An 18,508-nucleotide genomic window follows, 5' to 3' on the forward strand; every position below is an offset into this window, starting at 1 on the left:
CCGAACTTGGCGCCAATCGGGTGATCTGCCTGCCGCTTACCCGTGAATCGGTGAAACAGGGGCTGGTTTTCGTCCGGAATCGTGAACTGGACCATGTCAATCAGCGCGCAAAACTGACCCCTTATCGGCGTCCAATATTGCCCCCCTGATGCGGTTTGCGCCGGGGCCTGAGCCGACGGAACTGATCAGTGGTGGAGGCGGGTCAGGCCCCGGTCATGCACGGTTCTTGAAGCGCCAGGACTCGTTGCCGGTCTCGATGATCTCGCAATGATGGGTGAGCCGATCGAGGAGCGCCGTAGTCATCTTGGCATCGCCGAAGACAGCCGGCCATTCTCCGAAGGCGAGGTTCGTGGTGACGATGATCGAAGTGCGCTCGTAGAGGCGGCTGATGAGGTGGAACAGCAGCTGACCGCCGGATTGGGCAAAGGGCAGATAGCCCAGCTCGTCCAGAATGACGAAGTCGAGGCGCGTCAGGTAGTCGGCCATGCGACCCTGCTTGCCGCTACGGGTCTCGGTCTCCAGGCGGTTCACAAGGTCGACGACATTGAAGAAGCGTCCACGGGTGCCGCCCCGGATCAGGGCGCGTGCTATGGCAATGGCGAGGTGGGTCTTGCCGGTGCCTGTGCCGCCGATCAGCACGACGTTGCGCTGGTCGGCAACGAAGCTGCCGGTGCTGAGGTCGCGCACCAGACCCTCGTTGATCGGCGTGCCGGTGAAGTCGAACTCCTCAATATCCTTTGCCAAGGGCAGTTTGGCGACGGTCAGTTGATAGCGGATGGATCGCGCCAGCTTCTCGGTGATCTCCGACTGCAGCAGATCGCCGACGATCCGGGGCGGCTCGTGCTGACGCTTGATGCCGGTGGCCATGACCTCGTCATAGGCGCTGCGCACTCCGTAAAGCTTCGGCGTCCCCATCAGGTCGAGGATTTGGGTGCGTTCCATAATGGCTTGTCCTCCTGAGGTTATCGTAGCGCGCACAGTCGGCCACGGGCTCATGGGTCAGGCGCAGCGCGGTTGGTGTGAGCAGCAAGGGCGGTGGCGCGGGGTTGCGCTGGCGGGCGAGGATGTTGATGACGACCGGTGCGGAATGGACGCCGTGCCCGAGCGCTTCGCGGCAAGCGGCCTCGACAGCCTGAAGGCCGTCCTCCGGCACGCAGGCCAGGATCTGGACCATCTGCCGATCACCGTCATCGCTGCCCTTCAACTTGCGCCGGATCGCCGACATGGCGGCGGGCAAGGCCCAGTCCCTGAAGGGCGCACCATTGCGCAGCGCTCCGGGTTTGCGCGCCAGAACAGGCACATAGTGCCAAGGGTCATAAACGGTCTGGCCTTGCCCGAAGACGCGGGCATGCTCGCCGACCACCACCCCATCCTGCCGGATGGTGATGCGATCGGCATAGGCATGCACCTCGACGGGGCGGCCAACAGCTGTGGCCAGCACCGAGTATTTATTGTTGTCGAACCGCACCGTGCATGTCTTGGCCACCGACGCAGGCACGCTGTGGAAGCCGTCGAAGGGCCCGGCATAGGGCACGAGATGCGGGCGTTCCGCCTCGAACATCTCCCAGACCGTCTTCCCGCTTTCTTCGGGATGGCGATGGGTCTTGGCATAGGCCACGCGTTTGTCGAGCAACCAGGCGTTCAACTCGTCGAGGCTCCCTACCCGCAAACGCAGCGTGAAGAAGCGCTCCCGCACCAGCCCGACCTGGTTCTAGACCTGGTCCTTCTCCCATCCGGAGGCGGGAGTGCAGGCGACCGGCTGGACCAGGTAATGGCTGCACATCTGCAGGAAGCGGCGGTTGTATTGGCGTTCCTTGCCGCTGGAGATCGCCTCCACCGCCGTCTTCATGTTGTCATAGATACCGCGCATGTAGGCGCGGGCAAACATCACCCGGCTGTGGCAAAGGCGGAGATGGGCGACATTCACCGTGACCGTCACGTCCGAGATCAGAACGACCTCATGGCTCCAGTCGAACTGGTAAGCTTCGCCAGGAGCATAGTAGAGCGGCACATAGGCTTCGGCCGTCACCGCCCCGCGGGTCTGTGACCAAGGTCGCGCGAACCGGCGCACGGCATCGTATCCGCCCTCATATCCGAGCGCTTGCAGCTCCTCGAAAATGCGGATCAACGTCAGCCGCTCGCGAGGTGCCTTCGACGCATTCGAGGATAGAAACTGCTCAAGCTGCCCCTGCCACGGCCCGATCCGGGGCAACGGCTGACGGCTGCGCTCATAGCTGAAATCCGTCTCGTCCGACCGCAGGATCTTCCGCACGGTACTCCGCGATACGTGCAACTCCCGAACGATCTTCTTCACCGACCAGCCATGAACGTAGAAGGCACGCCGGACCCGCGCGATCGTATCCACCCGCTTCATCTACTCCTCCGCTCGCTGACCTCCAGCGAACGGTCTGACAAAACATCAGGGGGGTCAAAATTGGGTGCCGATACCCCCGCCTAAGGGGTCAAGATTGCATGCCGAAACACAGGCTATCAACGTGAGTTCAACCCCGCTCTGTCTTCGGGCGCGTTTATCGCTGATGCGATCTCGCGCGGGGTTGATACCTATTTCAGCTTGACCAATGAGCAAGCGGCTCAAGCTGATCGTGAGGCAGAGGCCGTGCAGGCCGTGCGCGAACATGAGCGCCGCAAGGACCTCATCGCTTTTGAACATAACTTTAATCGGACCAAAACCGGCTTTGATTATGATCTGACATCGGTTCAACCGTATAACCGCCCACGCATCGATCGCCGAAACGCATTTCGGGCGCATTCATGCCTTACTTCGCGCGGCCACGCCCTGCCCCAACGATTTTGCAGACGCGATCGTCCTTGAGGCTTGGCTGCCCTGTCTTTCTGCACAAGGGTTTCCCGCGCTTTGGGGTGTGCTGATGGATCATCCCTGCCTGGGGCACCGCCGACTGCTGCTGATTGACCGATCTGACGGTTGGGCCCGCAGCTTACAGGGCCTGATCCGCCTGCCCGGCAGCGCATATTGGCACCCCCCGAAGCTGCATGGCATCGCGCGTCAGATCCAAATGATCGAGGCTGCAGGCCATGTGTCCATCGATTGTCCGAAGATGCTGGATAGTCTGCTTTCGGAATTCGCGCGGGCTGTTCGCCTGATGCATTGCAGCCAGCCCCCCGCCCGTCCGCCAGGACCGTCACAGACTGGTGCTCTCGTGCTTCCGAATGGGAGATCCCCATGATCAACCACACATGCCTTCCGTTCCCTATCAAACCAACCAGCCAAGGCATGTGTATTGCAGCGGCGCTCGATCAGCTTTCCAGCGTCTATCGGGCCGACCACTAGGCTGAGGTCCTGCGGGCGGTGCTGGATTTCTCAGTCCGGCAGCTTCCGCATCTTTGTGATCTGCGAACCGATCGATTTCCGCAAGGGCATGGGCGGGTTCCAAACCGCGCGGCCTGATTTTTACCGGCACCTGATCACCATTCCCCCCAACCCCTCTTGCCCCGGTCGGGCTCCCCCCCGGCCGACGGCCCCTACATGTCCGGAGTATTCACCTGTCCACCATCCCCTTCATCGAGGCCTGCTTTTTCAGCCTGACCGAGGGTCGTTTCGACCTTGAGCTCGGCCTCAAAAAGCATCTGCACAAGCTGCGCTGTAAGAGGATTCCCCCAGACCTCCTGACCCCGCCCCCGTCGATGTCGACGCATCGGACGAAAGCCCGGATATGGACCTGGCGGACTTCAACGGCATCAGCGCCCACGACGCGACGCGCATCCGGCGCCGGGTCAAACGGATGCTCGAGCGCCGCAAGGCCCCCACCAACAATAACGACGTCATACTCCATCGACTCGCGGACGATTTCAGACATGTTCGATTCCTCTGGACGGAGCCCCGGGGAGGTAAGTGACAAGGTTCCGTCCTTCCCGACTGACCGAAGATGTCGCCTGAGCTTTTGTCATTGCTGCATTACGGCAGGTTTTAGCCCTTACAACTTCTGCGTGAGTTCTGGTACGGTGGAGAAGAGGTCCCCGACGAGGCCGTAGTCTGCGATCTGGAAGATGGGGGCCTCTTCGTCCTTGTTGATGGCGACGATGACCTTGCTGTCCTTCATCCCCGCGAGGTGCTGGATCGCACCCGAGATGCCGACCGCAACGTAAAGCTCGGGCGCGACAACCTTGCCGGTCTGGCCAACCTGCCAGTCGTTCGGCGCGTAGCCCGAGTCCACCGCCGCGCGCGAGGCGCCGACCGCGGCGCCCAGCTTGTCGGCAAGCGCCTCGATGATCCCGAAGCTCTCTTTCGAGCCAAGGCCGCGACCGCCCGAGACCACACGTTTCGCCGAGGTCAGCTCGGGGCGGTCCGATTGCGCCACCTCGTCGCCGACCCAGGACGACAGGCCGGGATCCGCAGCAGCAGCCACATCCGAGACCGCGGCCGAGCCACCCTCGCCCGCCGCATCAAAGCTGGCCGTGCGGATGGTGAAGACCTTCTTTGCGTCCTTCGACCTGACCGTCTGGATCGCGTTGCCGGCATAGATCGGCCGCTCGAACGTATCCGCGCCGATCACCGCCGAGACATCCGACAGCACCATCACGTCCAGAAGCGCCGCAACCCGCGGCATGACGTTCTTGGCATCCGTCGTCGCAGGCGCGGCGATATGGTCGTAGTCACCCGCCAAAGACACGATCAGCGCCGCCGTCGGCTCGGCCAGCCGGTGGCCATAGACCGGGCTTTCCGCCACCAGCACTTTCGACACGCCGGCGATCGTCGCGGCCTCCGCGGCGGCCGCTTTCGCCGAGGCGCCGGCGCAGAGCACCGTCACATCGCCCAGGCCCCTGACCGCGCTGACCGCCTTGGCGGTCGCATCGCGGTTCAGAACACCACCCGTCACTTCTCCAAGCAGCAGAACAGCCATCAGATCACCCCCGCTTCTTTCAGCTTGCCAACCAGCTCATCGACCGAGCCGACCCTGATGCCGGCCTTGCGCCCCTCGGGCTCGCGGGTCTTGAGAACCTCAAGCCGCGGCGAAACATCCACGCCGTAATCACCGGCGGTCTTTTCATCGAGCGGCTTTTTCTTGGCCTTCATGATATTGGGCAGGCTCGCATAGCGCGGCTCGTTCAGACGCAGGTCGGCGGTCACCACCGCAGGCAGGCTGACCTCGATCGTCTGCAGCCCGCCGTCAACCTCACGCGTGACCCGGGCCTTGCCGCCATCAACCTCGAGCTTGCTGGCAAAGGTCGCCTGCGCCCAGCCCAGCAGCGCCGCCAGCATCTGGCCGGTCGCGTTCATGTCGTTGTCGATCGGCTGTTTGCCGGCGATGATCAGGCCCGCGCCCTCTTCCTGCGCCACTTTCGCCAGGATCCTGGCCACCGCCAGGGGCTCGATGTCCTGATGCACATCATCGGCCGCAACCACCAGGATCGCACGGTCCGCGCCCATCGCAAGCGCCGTCCGCAGCGTCTCGGCTGCCTGCTTCACACCGATCGAAACCGCGATCACCTCAGAGGCCTTCCCGGACTCCTTCAGGCGGATCGCCTCCTCAACCGCAATCTCGTCGAACGGGTTCATCGACATCTTGACGTTCGCAAGATCAACACCAGAACCATCAGACCTAACACGGGCCTTAACGTTGTAGTCAATCACACGCTTGACGGGGACCAGTATCTTCATGATTTCTTCCTGAAATTATCAACAGACGGATCGGAAGCGCGTAACGATGGTATCTAGCACTTCGGCCGGACCGCGTTTCCACCAGTTACCTGCCGAGAAGATCTCGACCTCGCAAAGGCCGTTGTAGCCGGCCGCTTCGACCGCAGAACGGATGGTCTTCAGATCGGCCACGCCATCGCCCATCATGCCGCGATCCAGGAGCACATCGGTCGTCTCGGCCAGCCAATCGCAAAGGTGGTAGCCGAGGATGCGTTCTCCGGCGCGGGCCAGTTGCCTGGGCAGGTCGGTGTCCCACCAGACATGATAGACATCGACCGCCACGCCAAGATTTGGCGCGCCGATGGTGTCGCAGATGTCCAGCGCGTCGCGCAGGGTGGTCAGGCAAGAGCGGTTGCCGCCATAGACCGGGTTCAGAGGCTCCAGCGCCAGCTTGACGCCGCGTGCGGCGGCATAGGGCGCTGCCTCGGCCACACGGTCGGTGACAAGGCGCAGGCTTTCGACGACGCCGCGGGTGCCCGGTTCGACCCCGCCGGTGACGATGGTCAGAACCGGAGCGCCCAGCTCCGCCGCCATGTCGATCGAAGCATGGAAATCATCCATCACCGCCTGTCGGCTCTGCGGCGCCAGGGGTCCAACGAGGAAGGGGGTCCGGCAGAGCCCCGCCACCGTCAGCCCGGCCGCTCGGGCATGGGCCGCGATCCTGGCAGCATTGGTCCCGATCTCGCGCCGCCAGAAGACAATGCCGCCATAGCCGCGCTCGGCGCAGGCGTCGATGATGCGTTCGGGGGACCAACCGGCGCCCGCACCCTCGACATTATGGCCAAGCGTGGCGGTATTCAGCGCGAGCGCGGAAATATCATGACTGAAGTCGCGCATCGTCAGACGCCATAGACGGCCAGCAGCGATTTCATCCGCCGCACCGCCAGTTCGGGATCACGCAGAAGACCGCAGGCGTCCGACTGGCGGAAGACCTGCGCGAAATAGGGCAAGGGCCGCATCGCCTGATGGCCGTTCAGCATGATGAAATGATCCTGGAAGCCGTTCAGCCAGGCCAGAAAGACCACCCCCGTCTTGTAATATTGCGTCGGCGCGCGAAAGATCGTGCGGGCCAGCGGCACGGTCGGGTCCAGCGTGGCACGGAAACCGGCCTTGTCCCCTTCGGCCAGCCGGTTGACGGCATAGGCGGCGGCAGGGGCCAGCGGGTCGAAGATCCCCAGCAAAGCATGGCTGAAGCCTTGGTCGTCGCCCTCGATCAGTTCGGGATAGTTGAAATCGTCGCCGGTATACATCTTAACGCCGGCAGGCAGGCGGCGGCGCAGGGTGATCTCCTTGTCCTTGTCCAAGAGCGACATCTTGATGCCGTCCACCTTGGAAAGGTTCTGCTCGATCACCGCCAGAACGGTCTCCAGCGTAGCGTCGAAATCCGAGTCGCCCCAATAGCCGGCCAGAGCGGGGTCGAACATCTCGCCCAGCCAGTGCAGGATCACCGGCTGGTCGCAGACCGACAGCACCTGTGCATAGACATGCAGGTAATCCTCGGGCGAGGTCGCGACGCGGGCCAGCGCGCGGCTGGCCATCAGCACGATGCGGCCGCCAATGGCCTGTATCGCCTCGACCTGCTCCAGATAGGCGCGGATCACGTCGTCCAGAGCGCGGGCATCCGCCGGATCCAGATGATCGGTACCGCAGCCGTTGCCGACCAGCGCGTCGGGCAATTCGGCCTTGGTGCGCTGGATCAGCTCCAGCGCGCCGGGCCAGTCGAGGCCCATGCCGCGTTGCGCGGTATCCATCGCCTCGGCAATGCCGAGACCAAGACCGGCCAGATAGCGTCGGAATTCCATCGTCTTTTCCCAATCCACCGCCGCGCGCCCCGAAGGATCGTTGGTGGTGAAGGGGTCGGCCACCACATGGGCGGCGGAATAGACGATGCGAGCCGGATTGACGGGCAGCACGGCCTGCGCGATGGGGGTGCCGGTCAGCGTATAGTCGGCCATGCGGCCTTGTGTGTCGGGAAGTGCGATTTTCATCATGGTCGCTTTCAGAAACGCGGAACCAGCATCCCGGCATCGGCCGAAATCGCCTGTCCCGTGGTATAGGGAAGCCGGCCCGAGGCCAGCGATGCAATGATGGCGCCCATGTCGGCGGGCTGGCCGACGCGGGGGAACAGGGTCAGCCCTTCTTGGGCGCGCTGGCGATAGGTCTCGATCACGGGGGCGGTCATCTCGGTCGCGATCAGGCCGGGCTGCACGTCATAGACCGCGATGTTTTCCGGCCCGAGCCGCACGGCCAAAGCCTTGGACACCATCGCGGCGGCCGCCTTGGAGGCGCAATATTCCGACCGCTGCACCGCCACCGCGATCGCGTTCGACGAGGTGACGTTGACGATGGCATGGAACAGGTTTTCCGGGCGTTCCCGCGCCAGCAGGCGGCGGGCGAACGCTTGCGACAAAAAGAACATCGCCTTGCTGTTGACGGTCAGGCAGCGGTCCCAGCTTGCCTCGCTGACATCCAGCAGGTCGCCGCGCTGCATGACGCCCACGCCCGCGTTGTTGACCAGCGTGGTCAGGGGGCCGAGCGCATCCTCGATCCGTTGCAGAGCGGCGTCATGGCCGGCAATGTCGGTCACGTCGAAAGGCGCGGCGACGACCGGCACGCCAAGTGCGGCGATGCGTTCGACCGCCGCACGCAACTCAGCATCGTCGGCGGGACCGTTCACGGCGACGGCGAAACCTTCGCGGGCCAGTGCCTCGGCCGCAGCAAGCCCGATCCCGCGCGACGAGCCGGTGACAAGGGCAACCTGTGTCATGCCTGCGCGCCCTTCTTCAGCAATTCGCGGGCAATGATCATGCGCTGGATCTGGTTCGTGCCCTCGTAGATCTGAGTGATCTTGGCATCGCGATAGAGCCGCTCGACCTCGAAACCCCGGATATAGCCCGAGCCGCCGAAGACCTGCACCGCATCCGCCGTGCGCGCCACCGCCATGTCGCCGGCAAAGCATTTCGCTATCGAGCAGGCCTTGGTAGCATCCTGCCCGTTGTCGATCTTGGACGCGGCCGAATGAACCAGCAGCCGCGCAGCCTCGATATCCTTGGCCATATCGGCCAGCAGCCATTGCACGCCCTGGAACTCGGCGATCTGCTTGCCGAACTGCATGCGCGTCCCGGCATATTCCAGTGCGGCCTCAAGCCCCGCCTGGCCGATGCCGACCGCCAGTGCAGCGATACCGACGCGGCCCTTGTCCAGCACGCTCATCATCATGTGAAAGCCGCGGCCCGGCTCGCCCAGCATGGCATCCGCGCCAAGCCGCACATCGGTGAAGGTCAAGGCCCCGACCTGGCTGGCGCGCTGACCCATCTTGTGTTCCTTGGGGCCGCGCTCGACCCCTGCCGCGTGCAGGTCGACGATAAAGATCGACATGCCGCGGTTGCCCGCCTCTTTGTCGGTACGGGCGAGCACGAAGCCCAGATCGGCGACGGGTGCATTGTGGATCCAGATCTTGCCGCCGTTCAGCACCCAGCCGTCGCCGTCGCGCACTGCCGTGGTGCGGATGCCCGACACGTCAGTCCCGGCCTCCGGTTCGGTGATGCAATAGGCAACCTTCTGCTGCATCGCCAGGATCCCGGGCAGCAGCTTGCGCTGCGCTTCGGTGCCGTGGCGGACCAGAAGCGTCGAGATCAGCTCCAGCAGACCGCATTGATCGGCCACGCTGGCATAGCCGCGCGACAGTTCCTCCATCACCACGGCATAGGTCAGCGTGTCGAAGCCCGGCCCGCCCATGCTTTCCGGCACACCGATGCCGAACAGGCCCAGCTTGGCCATCTCGTCATAGATCTCGGCCGGGAAACGCTCGTCGCGGTCCAGCGCCTCGGCTGCAGGCCGGATGACCTCGTCAGCGAAGGCGCGGGCCATGTCGCGCACCTGCAGCTGGGTATCGTTCAGATACATCCTCGAATCCCCTCCCGATATGTAACTATCCGGTTACTTTATTTGAGGCACCTTCCTCACGTCAAGCGTCAAAACCGACAACGGCTTGGAAATCCGCTTGATCCGTGGCGTGGACTCATGCAAATTATAACCAATTGGTTACTTATGGGAGGAACCTGATGAAACCATCCGACAAACGAAAGTTCGGCCGCACGGATATGGAGGTGACCGGCTTCGCCTTCGGCACCGCACCGGTCGGCAATATTTTCCGCGAGATCGACGACCAGACCTCGCGCGCCATGTTCGATCATGCCTGGGATGCCGGCGTGCGCTATTTCGACACCGCGCCGATGTATGGCCATGGCCTGTCCGAACTGCGCACCTCCGAGGCGCTGCGCTGGCGCAAGCGCGACGATTTCGTGCTGTCTTCGAAAGTGGGCCGCCTGCTGCGCCCGGCGCGACGCGACAGCATCGACTTCGCGCCCTGGGTCAATGCCGCCCCGTTCGCAATGGAGTTCGACTATAGCTACGACGGCACGATGCGCGCTTTCGAAGACAGCCTGCAACGGCTGGCACTGGAGCGCATCGACATTCTGTTCATCCACGACATCGACGTCTATACGCGCGGCACCGAGCAGCCCGAGGTATTCCGGCAGGCGATGGACGGCTGCTATAGGGCATTGGCCCGGCTGCGCGACGAGAGGGTCGTGAAGGCCATCGGCGTCGGCGTGAACGAATGGCAGGTCTGCCACGAGGCGTTGAAGCAACGCGATTTCGACTGCTTCCTGCTGGCCGGGCGCTATACGCTGCTGGAACAGGACGCGCTGGACGCGTTCCTGCCGCTTTGCGAGAAGCGCGGTGCGGCAGTGGTCGTGGGCGGCGGCTTCAACTCGGGGATCCTCGCCACGGGTGCGAAGCCGGGCGCAAAATACAACTACGCCCCTGCCCCGTCCGAAATTATGGACCGGGTGGCAAAGATCGAGGCGGTCTGCGCCGAATACGGCGTGCCCCTGGCGGCGGCGGCATTGCAATTCGTCGTGGCACATCCGGCTGTCCCGGCCTTCTGCGCCGGCACGCGGACTATCCAGCAGCTTGAGCAGAATCTCACGTGGTTCCAGCACCCCATTCCGGCCGCGTTCTGGGCGGCGCTGAAGGACAAGGGCCTGTTGCGTGAGGACGCGCCGGTTCCTGCCTGAGATCGCGGGTCGGCGGCGCCCGGACCTATCGGACCAGGATGGCCCGGAAATCGTTGACATTGGTGCCGGTCGGGCCAGGAGCGAACAGGTCGCCCAAGGCGGCGAAAGCGGACCATGTATCGTTCCCAGCCAGCATCGCTGCCGGATCGCAACCCAAGGCCCGAAGCCGCGCCGCACTGTCCCCATCAGCAAAAGCGCCTGCGTTATCCTCGGACCCGTCGATGCCGTCGGTATCGGCGGCCAGCGCGGCGATGGGCAACCCTTCAATAGCCAAACCGAAAGCCAGCAGGAATTCGCTGTTGCGCCCGCCCTTGCCATTTCCGCGCAGCGTCACGGTCGTTTCGCCGCCTGACAGGATCGCCACCGGGGGCGTGAAAGGCCGGTCTTGGGTCGCGACCTCGCGGGCGATGGCAGCATGGACGCGGGCCACGTCGCGTGCCTCCCCTTCGATCGCGTCCGACAGAATCACTGCCGGAATGCCCGCCGCCCCGGCCCGCGCGGCGGCGGCTTCCAGCGACAGGCGCGCCGAAGCCACCACGCGAACCTCATGTCCGGCAAAACGAGGATCGGCGGGATCCGGCGGCAGGCCGTCCTCGCCCGCGAACCATTCAGCCAGACGCGGTGGCAACTCGATCCGCCATGTTTCAAGCAGACGCCGCGCGTCCCGGCGGGTGACCGCATCCGGCACCGTCGGACCCGAGGCCACCTGCGCCGGATCGTCGCCCGGCACGTCCGAAACGACCAGCGACACCACCCGCGCCGGATGCGCCGCCAGCGCCAGCCTGCCGCCCTTGATACGGGAGACCTGCTTGCGGATCGCATTCATCACCGAGATCGGCGCACCACTGGCCAGCAGGGTGCGATTCAGCTCGATTTCGTCCTCCAGCGTCAGCCCCTCGGGCGGCGCTGGCAGCAGCGCCGAGCCACCACCGCAAACCAGCGCCACGACCAGATCATCCTTGCTCAGCCCCCGCACAGCCTCAAACAAGGCCCCAGTCGCGGCAAGACCGGCCTGATCGGGAACGGGATGCGCGGCCTCGATCACGCGGATATTGCGGGTATCGCAGCCATAGCCGTAACGCGTGACCACCACGCCCTCCACCGGAGCGTCCCATCGGCGCTCGAACGCCGCCGCCAGTTGCGCCGCACCCTTGCCGGCACCGACTACGACCGTGCGACCCCTAGGACGATCCGGCAGATGCGCGGCCAGCGCGGTTTCGGGATCGGCAGCAGCCACCGCCGCGTCAAAAAGCCCGGTAAGAAACTCGCGATCCTCGGCTTTCATTCCAGCTTCTCCCCTCGACCCGTCGCTTCGAACCTTGCAGAGCGCTTTTCGCGGAACGCCGCTAGCCCTTCCCGCAAGTCACCGGATGCGGCGGCGACGCTGCCGGCCAGTGCCTCAAGCACCCGCTCGCGTTCCTCGCCTTCGGCGGCGTTGAGCAGCATCTTGGTGATTTCTGTTGCACGCGGAGCGCGGGCGATCACCCGCGCGGCCAGCACCCCGGCGGCAGCCATGCCAGTGCCCGTCGGGACGACCTGATCGACCAGCCCGAGACGCTGCGCTTCCTCGGCACCGAAAACCTCACCGAACAGCGCCATCCGGCGGACCGTGCCAGCACCGAAGCGTCGCACCGCGCGTTGCGTTCCCGACCAGCCGGGAATGACCCCAAGCGAGGTTTCGGGCAAACCGATCCGCACATGTGCCTCGGCCAGGCGGTAGTCCGCGCAAGCCGCCAGCTCCAGCCCACCGCCCAGGCAATGCCCGTTCAGCACGGCGATCACCGGCTGTATCAAACGTGCCAGCGCATCGAAGGCAGCATGGCCGTCGCGCAACCAGCGGCGGCTGAAATCCTCGGGCGACAGTTGCGACCAGGCGGCAATATCGCCGCCTGCGCAGAATGAGCGGCCACCCTCGCCAGTCAGGATCACCACCCGCGCGTCGGATCGCTCGATCCGGCGGCAGAGCGGCAGCAATCCGTCCACCATTTCGGCGTCCAGGGCATTCAGCTTGTCCGGGCGGCGAATGGTCAGCCGTGCGATATCCGCCTCGATACGCAGATCGAGGCGCTGATCTTCGCTCACAGCGCCAGCCCCATCGGCGTGTCGCGAAACAGCGCCGCATCCATTTCCTTCAGATTCTCTGCCACGCGGAGGGACGTTGCGGCCTGATCCAGCACATCCCGCCGCAAGTCGACGCCAGGCGCGATCTCGGTGACCGTCAGTCCCTCGGGCAACAGACGCAACACGCAACGCTCGGTGACATAGGTGATCTCCTGCCCCTGCGCCACCGCGCGCCGGCCCGAAAAGCTTACCTGATCAACCTTTGGCACGATCTTGGCAACCTTGCCCTCACGGTCAATCACCAGCCGGCCATTTTCAATTCGCATCTTTGCTCCGGCGTTGAAGTTCCCGGAAAAAACGATCCGCTTCGCCCTCGCGGTAATGTCGACGAAACCGCCCGCCCCCGCTGTCCGATGCGGCGTCGCGGCAAGCCGGCTGACATTGACCGAGCCCTCGGCGTCGATTTCCAGGAAGGACAGCAGGGAACAGTCAAAACCGCCCGCCTGGAAATAGCAGAACTGATGCGGCGAAGCGACGAACGCCTCTGCATTACTGGCGCAGCCGAACTTGAAATCCAGCAGCGGCACGCCCCCGACCGCGCCTTGCTCGATGACCCATGTCACCGCGCCATGCAGGCCCTCCTCGATCAGGATGCGCGGCACATTGGCCGAGATGCCAAAGCCGATATTCACCGCCCATCCCGATCGCAGTTCTTGTGCGACGCGCCTGGCGATGACCTTGCCGGGATTGAAATCCGCCGCGCGGAAACTGGCGAGCGGCCGGAAGACCTCGCCCGAGATAGCCGGATCGTGCGGTGTCGCGGTGGTCTGCAACTGATCGGGTGCTTCGACGATTACATCGACCAGAATGCCCGGCACCTTCACATCATGCGGCTTCAACGTGCCCTGCGCGGCAATACGTCTAACCTGCGCAATGACGATGCCGCCGCAGTTGTGCGCGGCCAGCGCCATTTCCATCGCGCCAAGGGTCGCGCCCTCGTCCTCGAAGGTCAGGTTGCCATTCTCGTCTGCCGTGGTTGCGCGGATCAGCGCTACATCGGGGCGCAGGGCCGGGAAATACAACCAGTCCTCGCCCTCGAAGGCCACGCGCTTGACGATGGGTGTGGCGCGTGCGGTGGCGTTCATCGCGCAGCCTTCCAGCGCGGGATCGGCAAAGGTTTCCATGCCGACCTTAGTCAACACGCCGGGCCGCTGCGCCGCCCCCTCACGCAGCATGTCGAAGACAATGCCCGAGGGCACGTTATAGGCCGCAACCTCCTCAGCCAGGATGCGCTGCCAGATCTTCGGCGGCTCGGCATTAGACGGCCCCGAGGGATAGGAACCGCCAATGATCTTTGTGATCATGCCGGGATGGGCGATATGGTCCACGCCCGGGGTGCCGAACATGTCGCCGGCAGCGATCGGATGGATGGTCGTCAGGCCGCGCGGAGCGCCTTCTTGCACAAAGCGCTCGCCCAGGGCCGCCAGGACATGATCGGGGCACAGCAATCCCGAAGACGAATTCACCGCAATCACCGCGCCATCGCGAACCAGTTCTGCCGCCTGACTGGCGGTCCGAATCTTGGACATTGCGCTCCTCCTTCGCAATTGCATCTTAAGTAACTAACTGGTTATCTATATATCTGTAATCTGCCCGGCCCGGCAAGAGGAAAACCGGGATCGGCGCGATGCAAGAACATGTGAGGGAGGACCAGGATGAACATTCTGCTGCAACCCGGATTCCTGCAGGGATTCGGCACATTCCCCTTGAAAGGAGGCGCCCTGCGGGACGCGATCCATATGGCGGTCAAGGCGGGTTACCGAACCTTTGACACGGCTCAGGGTTATGAGAATGAAGCGGATACCGGCGCCGCCCTGGCCGAAACCGGCGTCGCGCGCGACCGTCTTTGCATCATCACCAAGGTCAGGCCCGAGAATTACAGCGAATCGCGCTTCTTGCCCTCGGTCGAGGGCAGCCTGCGTGCCTTGCGGATCGACCGGATTGATGTGTTGCTTCTGCACTGGCCGCCGGCCGGAGGCGACATTACGCCATCGCTGAGGCTGTTGCAAAAGGCATATGAGGCCGGATTGGCCAGCCATATCGGCGTGTCGAACTATACCGCCGCGATGATGCGCCAGGCCCGTGCCCTCGTCGATGTGCCGCTGGTCACCAACCAGGTCGAGTTTCATCCACTGCTGGATCAGTCGCGCCTGTTGGAAGCGGCCAGAGACACCAAGATACCACTCTCGTCATACTGCTCTCTCGCGCGCGGCGAGGTTTTCAAATACCCGCTGTTCGGGGAAATCGGCAAGACGCATGGAAAATCTGCGGCTCAGGTCGTCTTGCGCTGGATTCTGCAAAAGGGTCTCAGCATGAACACCATGTCCACCAACCCGGAAAATATCCGTGCCAATCTGGAGATTATGGATTTCACGCTTACGACGGGTGAGATGTCCCGGATCGACGATTTGAATCGCACGAATTACCGCATCGTAGACCGCGACCGGGTGCCCTTCGCGCCTATATGGGATTAACGCGCCAGGGCGCGGTGAAGGCCGCGCCCCGCAAAATCTCAGTGATTGCCCCGGATCATGTCGGATGCCTTTTCAGCGATCATGATCGTCGGCGCATTGGTGTTCGACCCGATCAGCGAGGGCATGACCGAACTGTCGCAGATCCGCAACCCGTCCAGCCCGTGAACGCGCAACTGCGGATCGACCACCGACATCTCGTCCCGGCCCATCTTGCAGGTGCAGGTGGGATGATACGAGGTGCGGCCGTATTGGCGCGCATAGGCCTCGTAATCCGCCTGCGTGCGCACATTCGCATCGGGAAAGCGCAGTTCGCGGATATACTTTCGCAGCGAATGCTGACTGAAGATCTCGCGGCTGATCTTTACCCCCTCGGTCGAGATGCGCAGGTCGTCCGGGTGGCCAAGAAAATTCGGATCGACCACCGGATTGTCGCGCGGATCGGAGGACCGCAGCGTCACCGTGCCCCGCGATTTCGGGCGCAGGGTGTAGCTGTTCAGCGTGATCCCCGAAGATCCTTTCGGCACCGAGGGCACGCCCGCCTCGGCCCCCGCCCCGGCAAGGAAATGGAATTGCAGATCGGGACAGGGCGCCCCACGGTCAGCATACCAGAAGGCCCCGCCCTCGACCACGTTCGAGGTCACCGGCCCCGAGTTGAACAGCAGGTATTGCAGACCGGCCCAGACCATCCAATGCGGCTTGCCATAGCGGTCGAGGCTTTCATGGCCTTTCAGCTCGGCTACGATGTCGATGCCGAAATGGTCCTGGAGGTTCTGCCCCACGCCGGGCATATCCTGCACCACCTCGATGCCGTGGCTGCGCAGGTGATCGGCGGGACCGATCCCCGACAGCATCAGAAGCTTGGGTGAGCCGATGGCGCCCGAGGTCACGATCACCTCACGCTCGGCACGCGCCACCACCGGCGCGCGCCCCTTGCCGGCGGCATACTCGACGCCGACCACCCGGCTGCCCTCGAACACCAGCCGCAGCACCAGCGCGCCGGTAATCAGGGTCAGGTTCGGGCGCGACAGCGCCGGGCGCAAGTAGCCGACGGCGGCCGAGCAACGCCGGTTGCCCCGGGTCGTGGTCTGATAGATTCCCGCGCCTTCCTGCATCGGCCCGTTGAAATCGGGGTTGTAGGGGATGCCCGCCTCCTGGCAGCTTTGGACGAAGGCGCGGCTCATTGCATTGGGATTGGGCAGGTTCGACACGCCCAGCGGCCCCTCGGTGCCGTGCCATTCGCCCGACAGGATCGTGTTCCCTTCCGAGCGGTGGAAATAGCGCCGCACCTCGTCCGCGCCCCACCCCTCTGCCCCCTCATCGACCCAGCGGTCGTAATCGGACGGGTGGCCGCGGGTGAAGATCTCGGCGTTGATCGACGACCCGCCGCCCAGGACTCGGGCCTGAGCATAGGGGATCTCGCGGTTGTTGGCATGGCGCTGCGGCGCGGTCACCAGCCCCCAGGTCAGCGGCCCGGTGGTCATCTTGGCGAAACCCACCGGCATGTGGATCAGCGGGTTGCTGTCCTTGCCGCCGGCCTCGATCAGGCAGACCCGCGCCTGACTGTCCTCGGACAGCCGCGCGGCCAGCACGCAACCGGCCGAGCCGCCGCCGACGATGACGTAATCGTAACCCTGCGCCATGACGCCCCCTTTACCCGATCCAATGCGTACGCTTGCCGATCTCGACATGGACCGACTTGATCTGGGTATACTCCTCGACGCCGTAGATACCGGCCTCGCGGCCCCAGCCGGATTGCTTGAAGCCTCCCAACGGCATTTCCGGCCCGCCCGCCATGATCGTATTCACCCAGAACCGGCCCGCGCTGACGCGCCGCGTCACGGTCAGTGCCTTGTCCAGATCCTTGGTCCACAGCGATGCGGCAAGCCCATATACCGTATCATTGGCGATGGCGATGGCCTCGTTCACGGTCTCGAAACGGAACGAGGACAGGACCGGGCCGAAGATCTCGTCGCGCGCAATGGCCATGTCGCGGCCAACACCGGAAAACAACGTCGGCGCAATGAAACGGCCCGCGCCGATCTTCAGAACTTCGCCGCCGGTCAAGAGGCGTGCGCCCTCCTGGCGGCCCTTCTCGATATAGTTCAGAATGGTGTCGTTCTGCGCGGGCGTCGTGATGGCGCCGACCTGCGTCGCCTCGTCCAGCGGATCGCCGATGCGGATGCGCCGCATCTTTTCCACCAGCAACCGTTCAAATTCGTCGGCCACCGAGGCCTCGATGATCAACCGGCTGGAGGACACGCAGCATTGTCCGGTGTTGAAACTGATGCCAAAGGCCGCCGCGTCGGCGGCATCCTCAAGATCACTGTCGGCAAAGACGATGATCGGGTTCTTGCCGCCCAGTTCCAGCCCCAGCTTCTTGAAATTGCTGTCGGCGGCGGCGTGGACACAGGACCGCCCGACGCCGGTCGAGCCGGTGAAGGACAGCATGTCGATGTCCGGGTGTTCGGCCATCGCCTGGCCAATGGTGCGGCCCGAGCCGGTGACGACGTTGTAGACCCCCTTGGGCAGCCCCGCCTCGGTCAGGATTTCCGCTAAGATCAGCGTGGTGGCGCTGGTCACCTCGGACGGCTTTACCACCATCGTGCAGCCCGAGGCTAAGATGAAGGGTACCCGCTCGCACAGGATCAGAAAGGGGAAGTTCCACGGCGTAATCAGCCCGACGACCCCGATGGGATCACGCAGGACCATGCCGAACAACCCGTCGCCCAGCGAATTGAAGCTGTCGCCATGCAGCAGCCGGGCGGCACCCGCAGCCGTCTCGAAACAGGCGATGCAGCCTTCGATCTCGGCGCGGGCCTGGGCAATGGGCTTGCCGTTTTCCAGCACCTCCCAATAGGCGACCTCGTCACGGCGGCGGCGCAGGATCTCGGCGGCGCGCAGCAGCACACCCGCGCGCTCACCGCCCGAAATGCCAGCCCAGCTGCGCTTCTCGAAGGCGCGGCGTGCGGCGGCGACTGCATCGTTCAGGTCTTCCGTGATACAGCGCGCCACCCGCGTCACCGGCACGTCATGCGCGGGCGAGCGTTGTTCGGCCAGATCGCGGCCATGCCGCCATTCGCCGTCGATGAAAAAGCCGAACTCGCGCGGCGACTCCGGCGGGGAAAGGGTGCGGGCGGTCTGGTCCATCGTGTAGG

The 18,508-nt window shown here is 64.2% G+C and carries 17 protein-coding genes and 1 pseudogene; 3 read left to right on the plus strand and 15 right to left on the minus strand.

Annotated elements, in window-relative coordinates:
* Positions 1-213: 213 nt before the first annotated feature.
* From istB to F8A10_RS21275, 3 genes and pseudogenes are all read right to left on the minus strand, one after another.
* Positions 214-942 carry an IS21-like element helper ATPase IstB gene (gene istB, locus F8A10_RS19325; RefSeq protein ID WP_152368241.1) on the minus strand — a complete coding sequence of 243 codons (729 nt, stop codon included), beginning with the start codon at positions 940-942 and terminating at the stop codon, positions 214-216.
* Positions 875-2,374, minus strand: a pseudogene (locus F8A10_RS19330) (IS21/IS408/IS1162 family transposase). Before F8A10_RS19330 ends, istB begins: the two are co-directional and overlap by 68 nt.
* A 54-nt stretch (positions 2,375-2,428) precedes the next feature.
* On the minus strand, positions 2,429-2,770 hold the full coding sequence (locus F8A10_RS21275) for a hypothetical protein (RefSeq protein ID WP_193668367.1): 342 nt from the start codon (positions 2,768-2,770) through the stop codon (positions 2,429-2,431).
* Positions 2,771-2,840: 70 nt separating this feature from the next.
* On the opposite strand from F8A10_RS21275, the gene F8A10_RS21855 reads away from it, so the two are divergent.
* A complete protein-coding gene (locus tag F8A10_RS21855) occupies positions 2,841-3,206 on the plus strand; it encodes an ATP-dependent Lon protease (protein ID WP_319805346.1) in 366 nt (121 codons plus the stop codon).
* A 312-nt stretch (positions 3,207-3,518) separates the two neighbouring features.
* Here F8A10_RS21855 and F8A10_RS19340 read toward each other — a convergent pair whose 3' ends face one another.
* The 7 genes from F8A10_RS19340 to F8A10_RS19370 all read right to left on the minus strand — a co-directional run bounded on the left by F8A10_RS19340 (position 3,519) and on the right by F8A10_RS19370 (position 9,583).
* A complete protein-coding gene (locus F8A10_RS19340; RefSeq protein WP_152368242.1) occupies positions 3,519-3,836 on the minus strand; it encodes a hypothetical protein in 318 nt (105 codons plus the stop codon).
* Between the two features lie 117 nt (positions 3,837-3,953).
* On the minus strand, positions 3,954-4,880 hold the full coding sequence (locus tag F8A10_RS19345; protein WP_152366466.1) for an electron transfer flavoprotein subunit alpha/FixB family protein: 927 nt from the start codon (positions 4,878-4,880) through the stop codon (positions 3,954-3,956).
* Positions 4,880-5,638, minus strand: coding sequence for an electron transfer flavoprotein subunit beta/FixA family protein (locus F8A10_RS19350; protein WP_152368243.1), 759 nt, complete (start codon positions 5,636-5,638; stop codon positions 4,880-4,882). The genes F8A10_RS19345 and F8A10_RS19350 overlap by 1 nt, the downstream gene beginning before the upstream one ends.
* 18 nt (positions 5,639-5,656) lie before the next feature.
* Complete coding sequence (locus F8A10_RS19355) at positions 5,657-6,514, minus strand: sugar phosphate isomerase/epimerase family protein (RefSeq protein ID WP_152368244.1); 858 nt, start codon at positions 6,512-6,514, stop codon at positions 5,657-5,659.
* A 2-nt stretch (positions 6,515-6,516) separates the two neighbouring features.
* Entirely contained in the window at positions 6,517-7,665 is a 1,149-nt protein-coding gene (locus F8A10_RS19360; protein WP_152368245.1) for a dihydrodipicolinate synthase family protein, read from the minus strand.
* 11 nt (positions 7,666-7,676) lie between these two features.
* Complete coding sequence (locus F8A10_RS19365) at positions 7,677-8,444, minus strand: 3-ketoacyl-ACP reductase (RefSeq protein WP_152368246.1); 768 nt, start codon at positions 8,442-8,444, stop codon at positions 7,677-7,679.
* Positions 8,441-9,583, minus strand: a complete 1,143-nt coding sequence (locus tag F8A10_RS19370) for an acyl-CoA dehydrogenase family protein (RefSeq protein WP_010399572.1) — start codon at positions 9,581-9,583, stop codon at positions 8,441-8,443. The genes F8A10_RS19365 and F8A10_RS19370 overlap by 4 nt, the downstream gene beginning before the upstream one ends.
* Before the next feature lie 158 nt (positions 9,584-9,741).
* On the opposite strand from F8A10_RS19370, the gene F8A10_RS19375 reads away from it, so the two are divergent.
* On the plus strand, positions 9,742-10,758 hold the full coding sequence (locus F8A10_RS19375) for an aldo/keto reductase (protein WP_010399570.1): 1,017 nt from the start codon (positions 9,742-9,744) through the stop codon (positions 10,756-10,758).
* A 25-nt stretch (positions 10,759-10,783) separates the two neighbouring features.
* Here F8A10_RS19375 and F8A10_RS19380 read toward each other — a convergent pair whose 3' ends face one another.
* From F8A10_RS19380 to F8A10_RS19390, 3 genes are read right to left on the minus strand one after another with little or no spacing between them, the layout of a single operon-like run.
* The gene (locus F8A10_RS19380) at positions 10,784-12,043 is read right to left on the minus strand and encodes a glycerate kinase type-2 family protein (RefSeq protein WP_152368247.1); all 1,260 of its coding nucleotides are present in this window, start codon (positions 12,041-12,043) and stop codon (positions 10,784-10,786) included.
* Positions 12,040-12,840, minus strand: a complete 801-nt coding sequence (locus F8A10_RS19385) for an enoyl-CoA hydratase/isomerase family protein (RefSeq protein WP_152368248.1) — start codon at positions 12,838-12,840, stop codon at positions 12,040-12,042. Before F8A10_RS19385 ends, F8A10_RS19380 begins: the two co-directional genes overlap by 4 nt.
* Positions 12,837-14,408: an acyl CoA:acetate/3-ketoacid CoA transferase gene (locus F8A10_RS19390; RefSeq protein WP_085501633.1), complete on the minus strand. Its 1,572-nt coding sequence runs from the start codon at positions 14,406-14,408 to the stop codon at positions 12,837-12,839. Before F8A10_RS19390 ends, F8A10_RS19385 begins: the two co-directional genes overlap by 4 nt.
* Positions 14,409-14,534: 126 nt before the next feature.
* Here F8A10_RS19390 and F8A10_RS19395 point away from each other — a divergent pair, with 126 nt between their 5' ends.
* The gene (locus F8A10_RS19395) at positions 14,535-15,353 is read left to right on the plus strand and encodes an aldo/keto reductase (RefSeq protein ID WP_152368249.1); all 819 of its coding nucleotides are present in this window, start codon (positions 14,535-14,537) and stop codon (positions 15,351-15,353) included.
* Between the two features lie 38 nt (positions 15,354-15,391).
* Here F8A10_RS19395 and F8A10_RS19400 read toward each other — a convergent pair whose 3' ends face one another.
* Positions 15,392-16,993 carry a GMC family oxidoreductase gene (locus tag F8A10_RS19400; RefSeq protein ID WP_152368250.1) on the minus strand — a complete coding sequence of 534 codons (1,602 nt, stop codon included), beginning with the start codon at positions 16,991-16,993 and terminating at the stop codon, positions 15,392-15,394.
* Positions 16,994-17,003: 10 nt separating this feature from the next.
* The gene (locus F8A10_RS19405) at positions 17,004-18,500 is read right to left on the minus strand and encodes an aldehyde dehydrogenase family protein (protein WP_152368251.1); all 1,497 of its coding nucleotides are present in this window, start codon (positions 18,498-18,500) and stop codon (positions 17,004-17,006) included.
* Positions 18,501-18,508: the final 8 nt, after the last annotated feature.

This window comes from Paracoccus kondratievae (genome assembly GCF_009301415.1).
Lineage (GTDB): Bacteria > Pseudomonadota > Alphaproteobacteria > Rhodobacterales > Rhodobacteraceae > Paracoccus > Paracoccus kondratievae.

What these genes read in the sequence shown, in the direction of transcription:
- istB (WP_152368241.1), bottom strand. Translation starts at nt 942, where the DNA reads ATGGAACGCACCCAAATCCTCGACCTGATGGGGACGCCGAAGCTTTAC.
- F8A10_RS21275 (WP_193668367.1), bottom strand. Translation starts at nt 2,770, where the DNA reads ATGCGCCCGAAATGCGTTTCGGCGATCGATGCGTGGGCGGTTATACGG.
- F8A10_RS19340 (WP_152368242.1), bottom strand. Translation starts at nt 3,836, where the DNA reads ATGTCTGAAATCGTCCGCGAGTCGATGGAGTATGACGTCGTTATTGTT.
- F8A10_RS19345 (WP_152366466.1), bottom strand. Translation starts at nt 4,880, where the DNA reads ATGGCTGTTCTGCTGCTTGGAGAAGTGACGGGTGGTGTTCTGAACCGC.
- F8A10_RS19350 (WP_152368243.1), bottom strand. Translation starts at nt 5,638, where the DNA reads ATGAAGATACTGGTCCCCGTCAAGCGTGTGATTGACTACAACGTTAAG.
- F8A10_RS19355 (WP_152368244.1), bottom strand. Translation starts at nt 6,514, where the DNA reads ATGCGCGACTTCAGTCATGATATTTCCGCGCTCGCGCTGAATACCGCC.
- F8A10_RS19360 (WP_152368245.1), bottom strand. Translation starts at nt 7,665, where the DNA reads ATGAAAATCGCACTTCCCGACACACAAGGCCGCATGGCCGACTATACG.
- F8A10_RS19365 (WP_152368246.1), bottom strand. Translation starts at nt 8,444, where the DNA reads ATGACACAGGTTGCCCTTGTCACCGGCTCGTCGCGCGGGATCGGGCTT.
- F8A10_RS19370 (WP_010399572.1), bottom strand. Translation starts at nt 9,583, where the DNA reads ATGTATCTGAACGATACCCAGCTGCAGGTGCGCGACATGGCCCGCGCC.
- F8A10_RS19375 (WP_010399570.1), top strand. Translation starts at nt 9,742, where the DNA reads ATGAAACCATCCGACAAACGAAAGTTCGGCCGCACGGATATGGAGGTG.
- F8A10_RS19380 (WP_152368247.1), bottom strand. Translation starts at nt 12,043, where the DNA reads ATGAAAGCCGAGGATCGCGAGTTTCTTACCGGGCTTTTTGACGCGGCG.
- F8A10_RS19390 (WP_085501633.1), bottom strand. Translation starts at nt 14,408, where the DNA reads ATGTCCAAGATTCGGACCGCCAGTCAGGCGGCAGAACTGGTTCGCGAT.
- F8A10_RS19395 (WP_152368249.1), top strand. Translation starts at nt 14,535, where the DNA reads ATGAACATTCTGCTGCAACCCGGATTCCTGCAGGGATTCGGCACATTC.
- F8A10_RS19400 (WP_152368250.1), bottom strand. Translation starts at nt 16,993, where the DNA reads ATGGCGCAGGGTTACGATTACGTCATCGTCGGCGGCGGCTCGGCCGGT.
- F8A10_RS19405 (WP_152368251.1), bottom strand. Translation starts at nt 18,500, where the DNA reads ATGGACCAGACCGCCCGCACCCTTTCCCCGCCGGAGTCGCCGCGCGAG.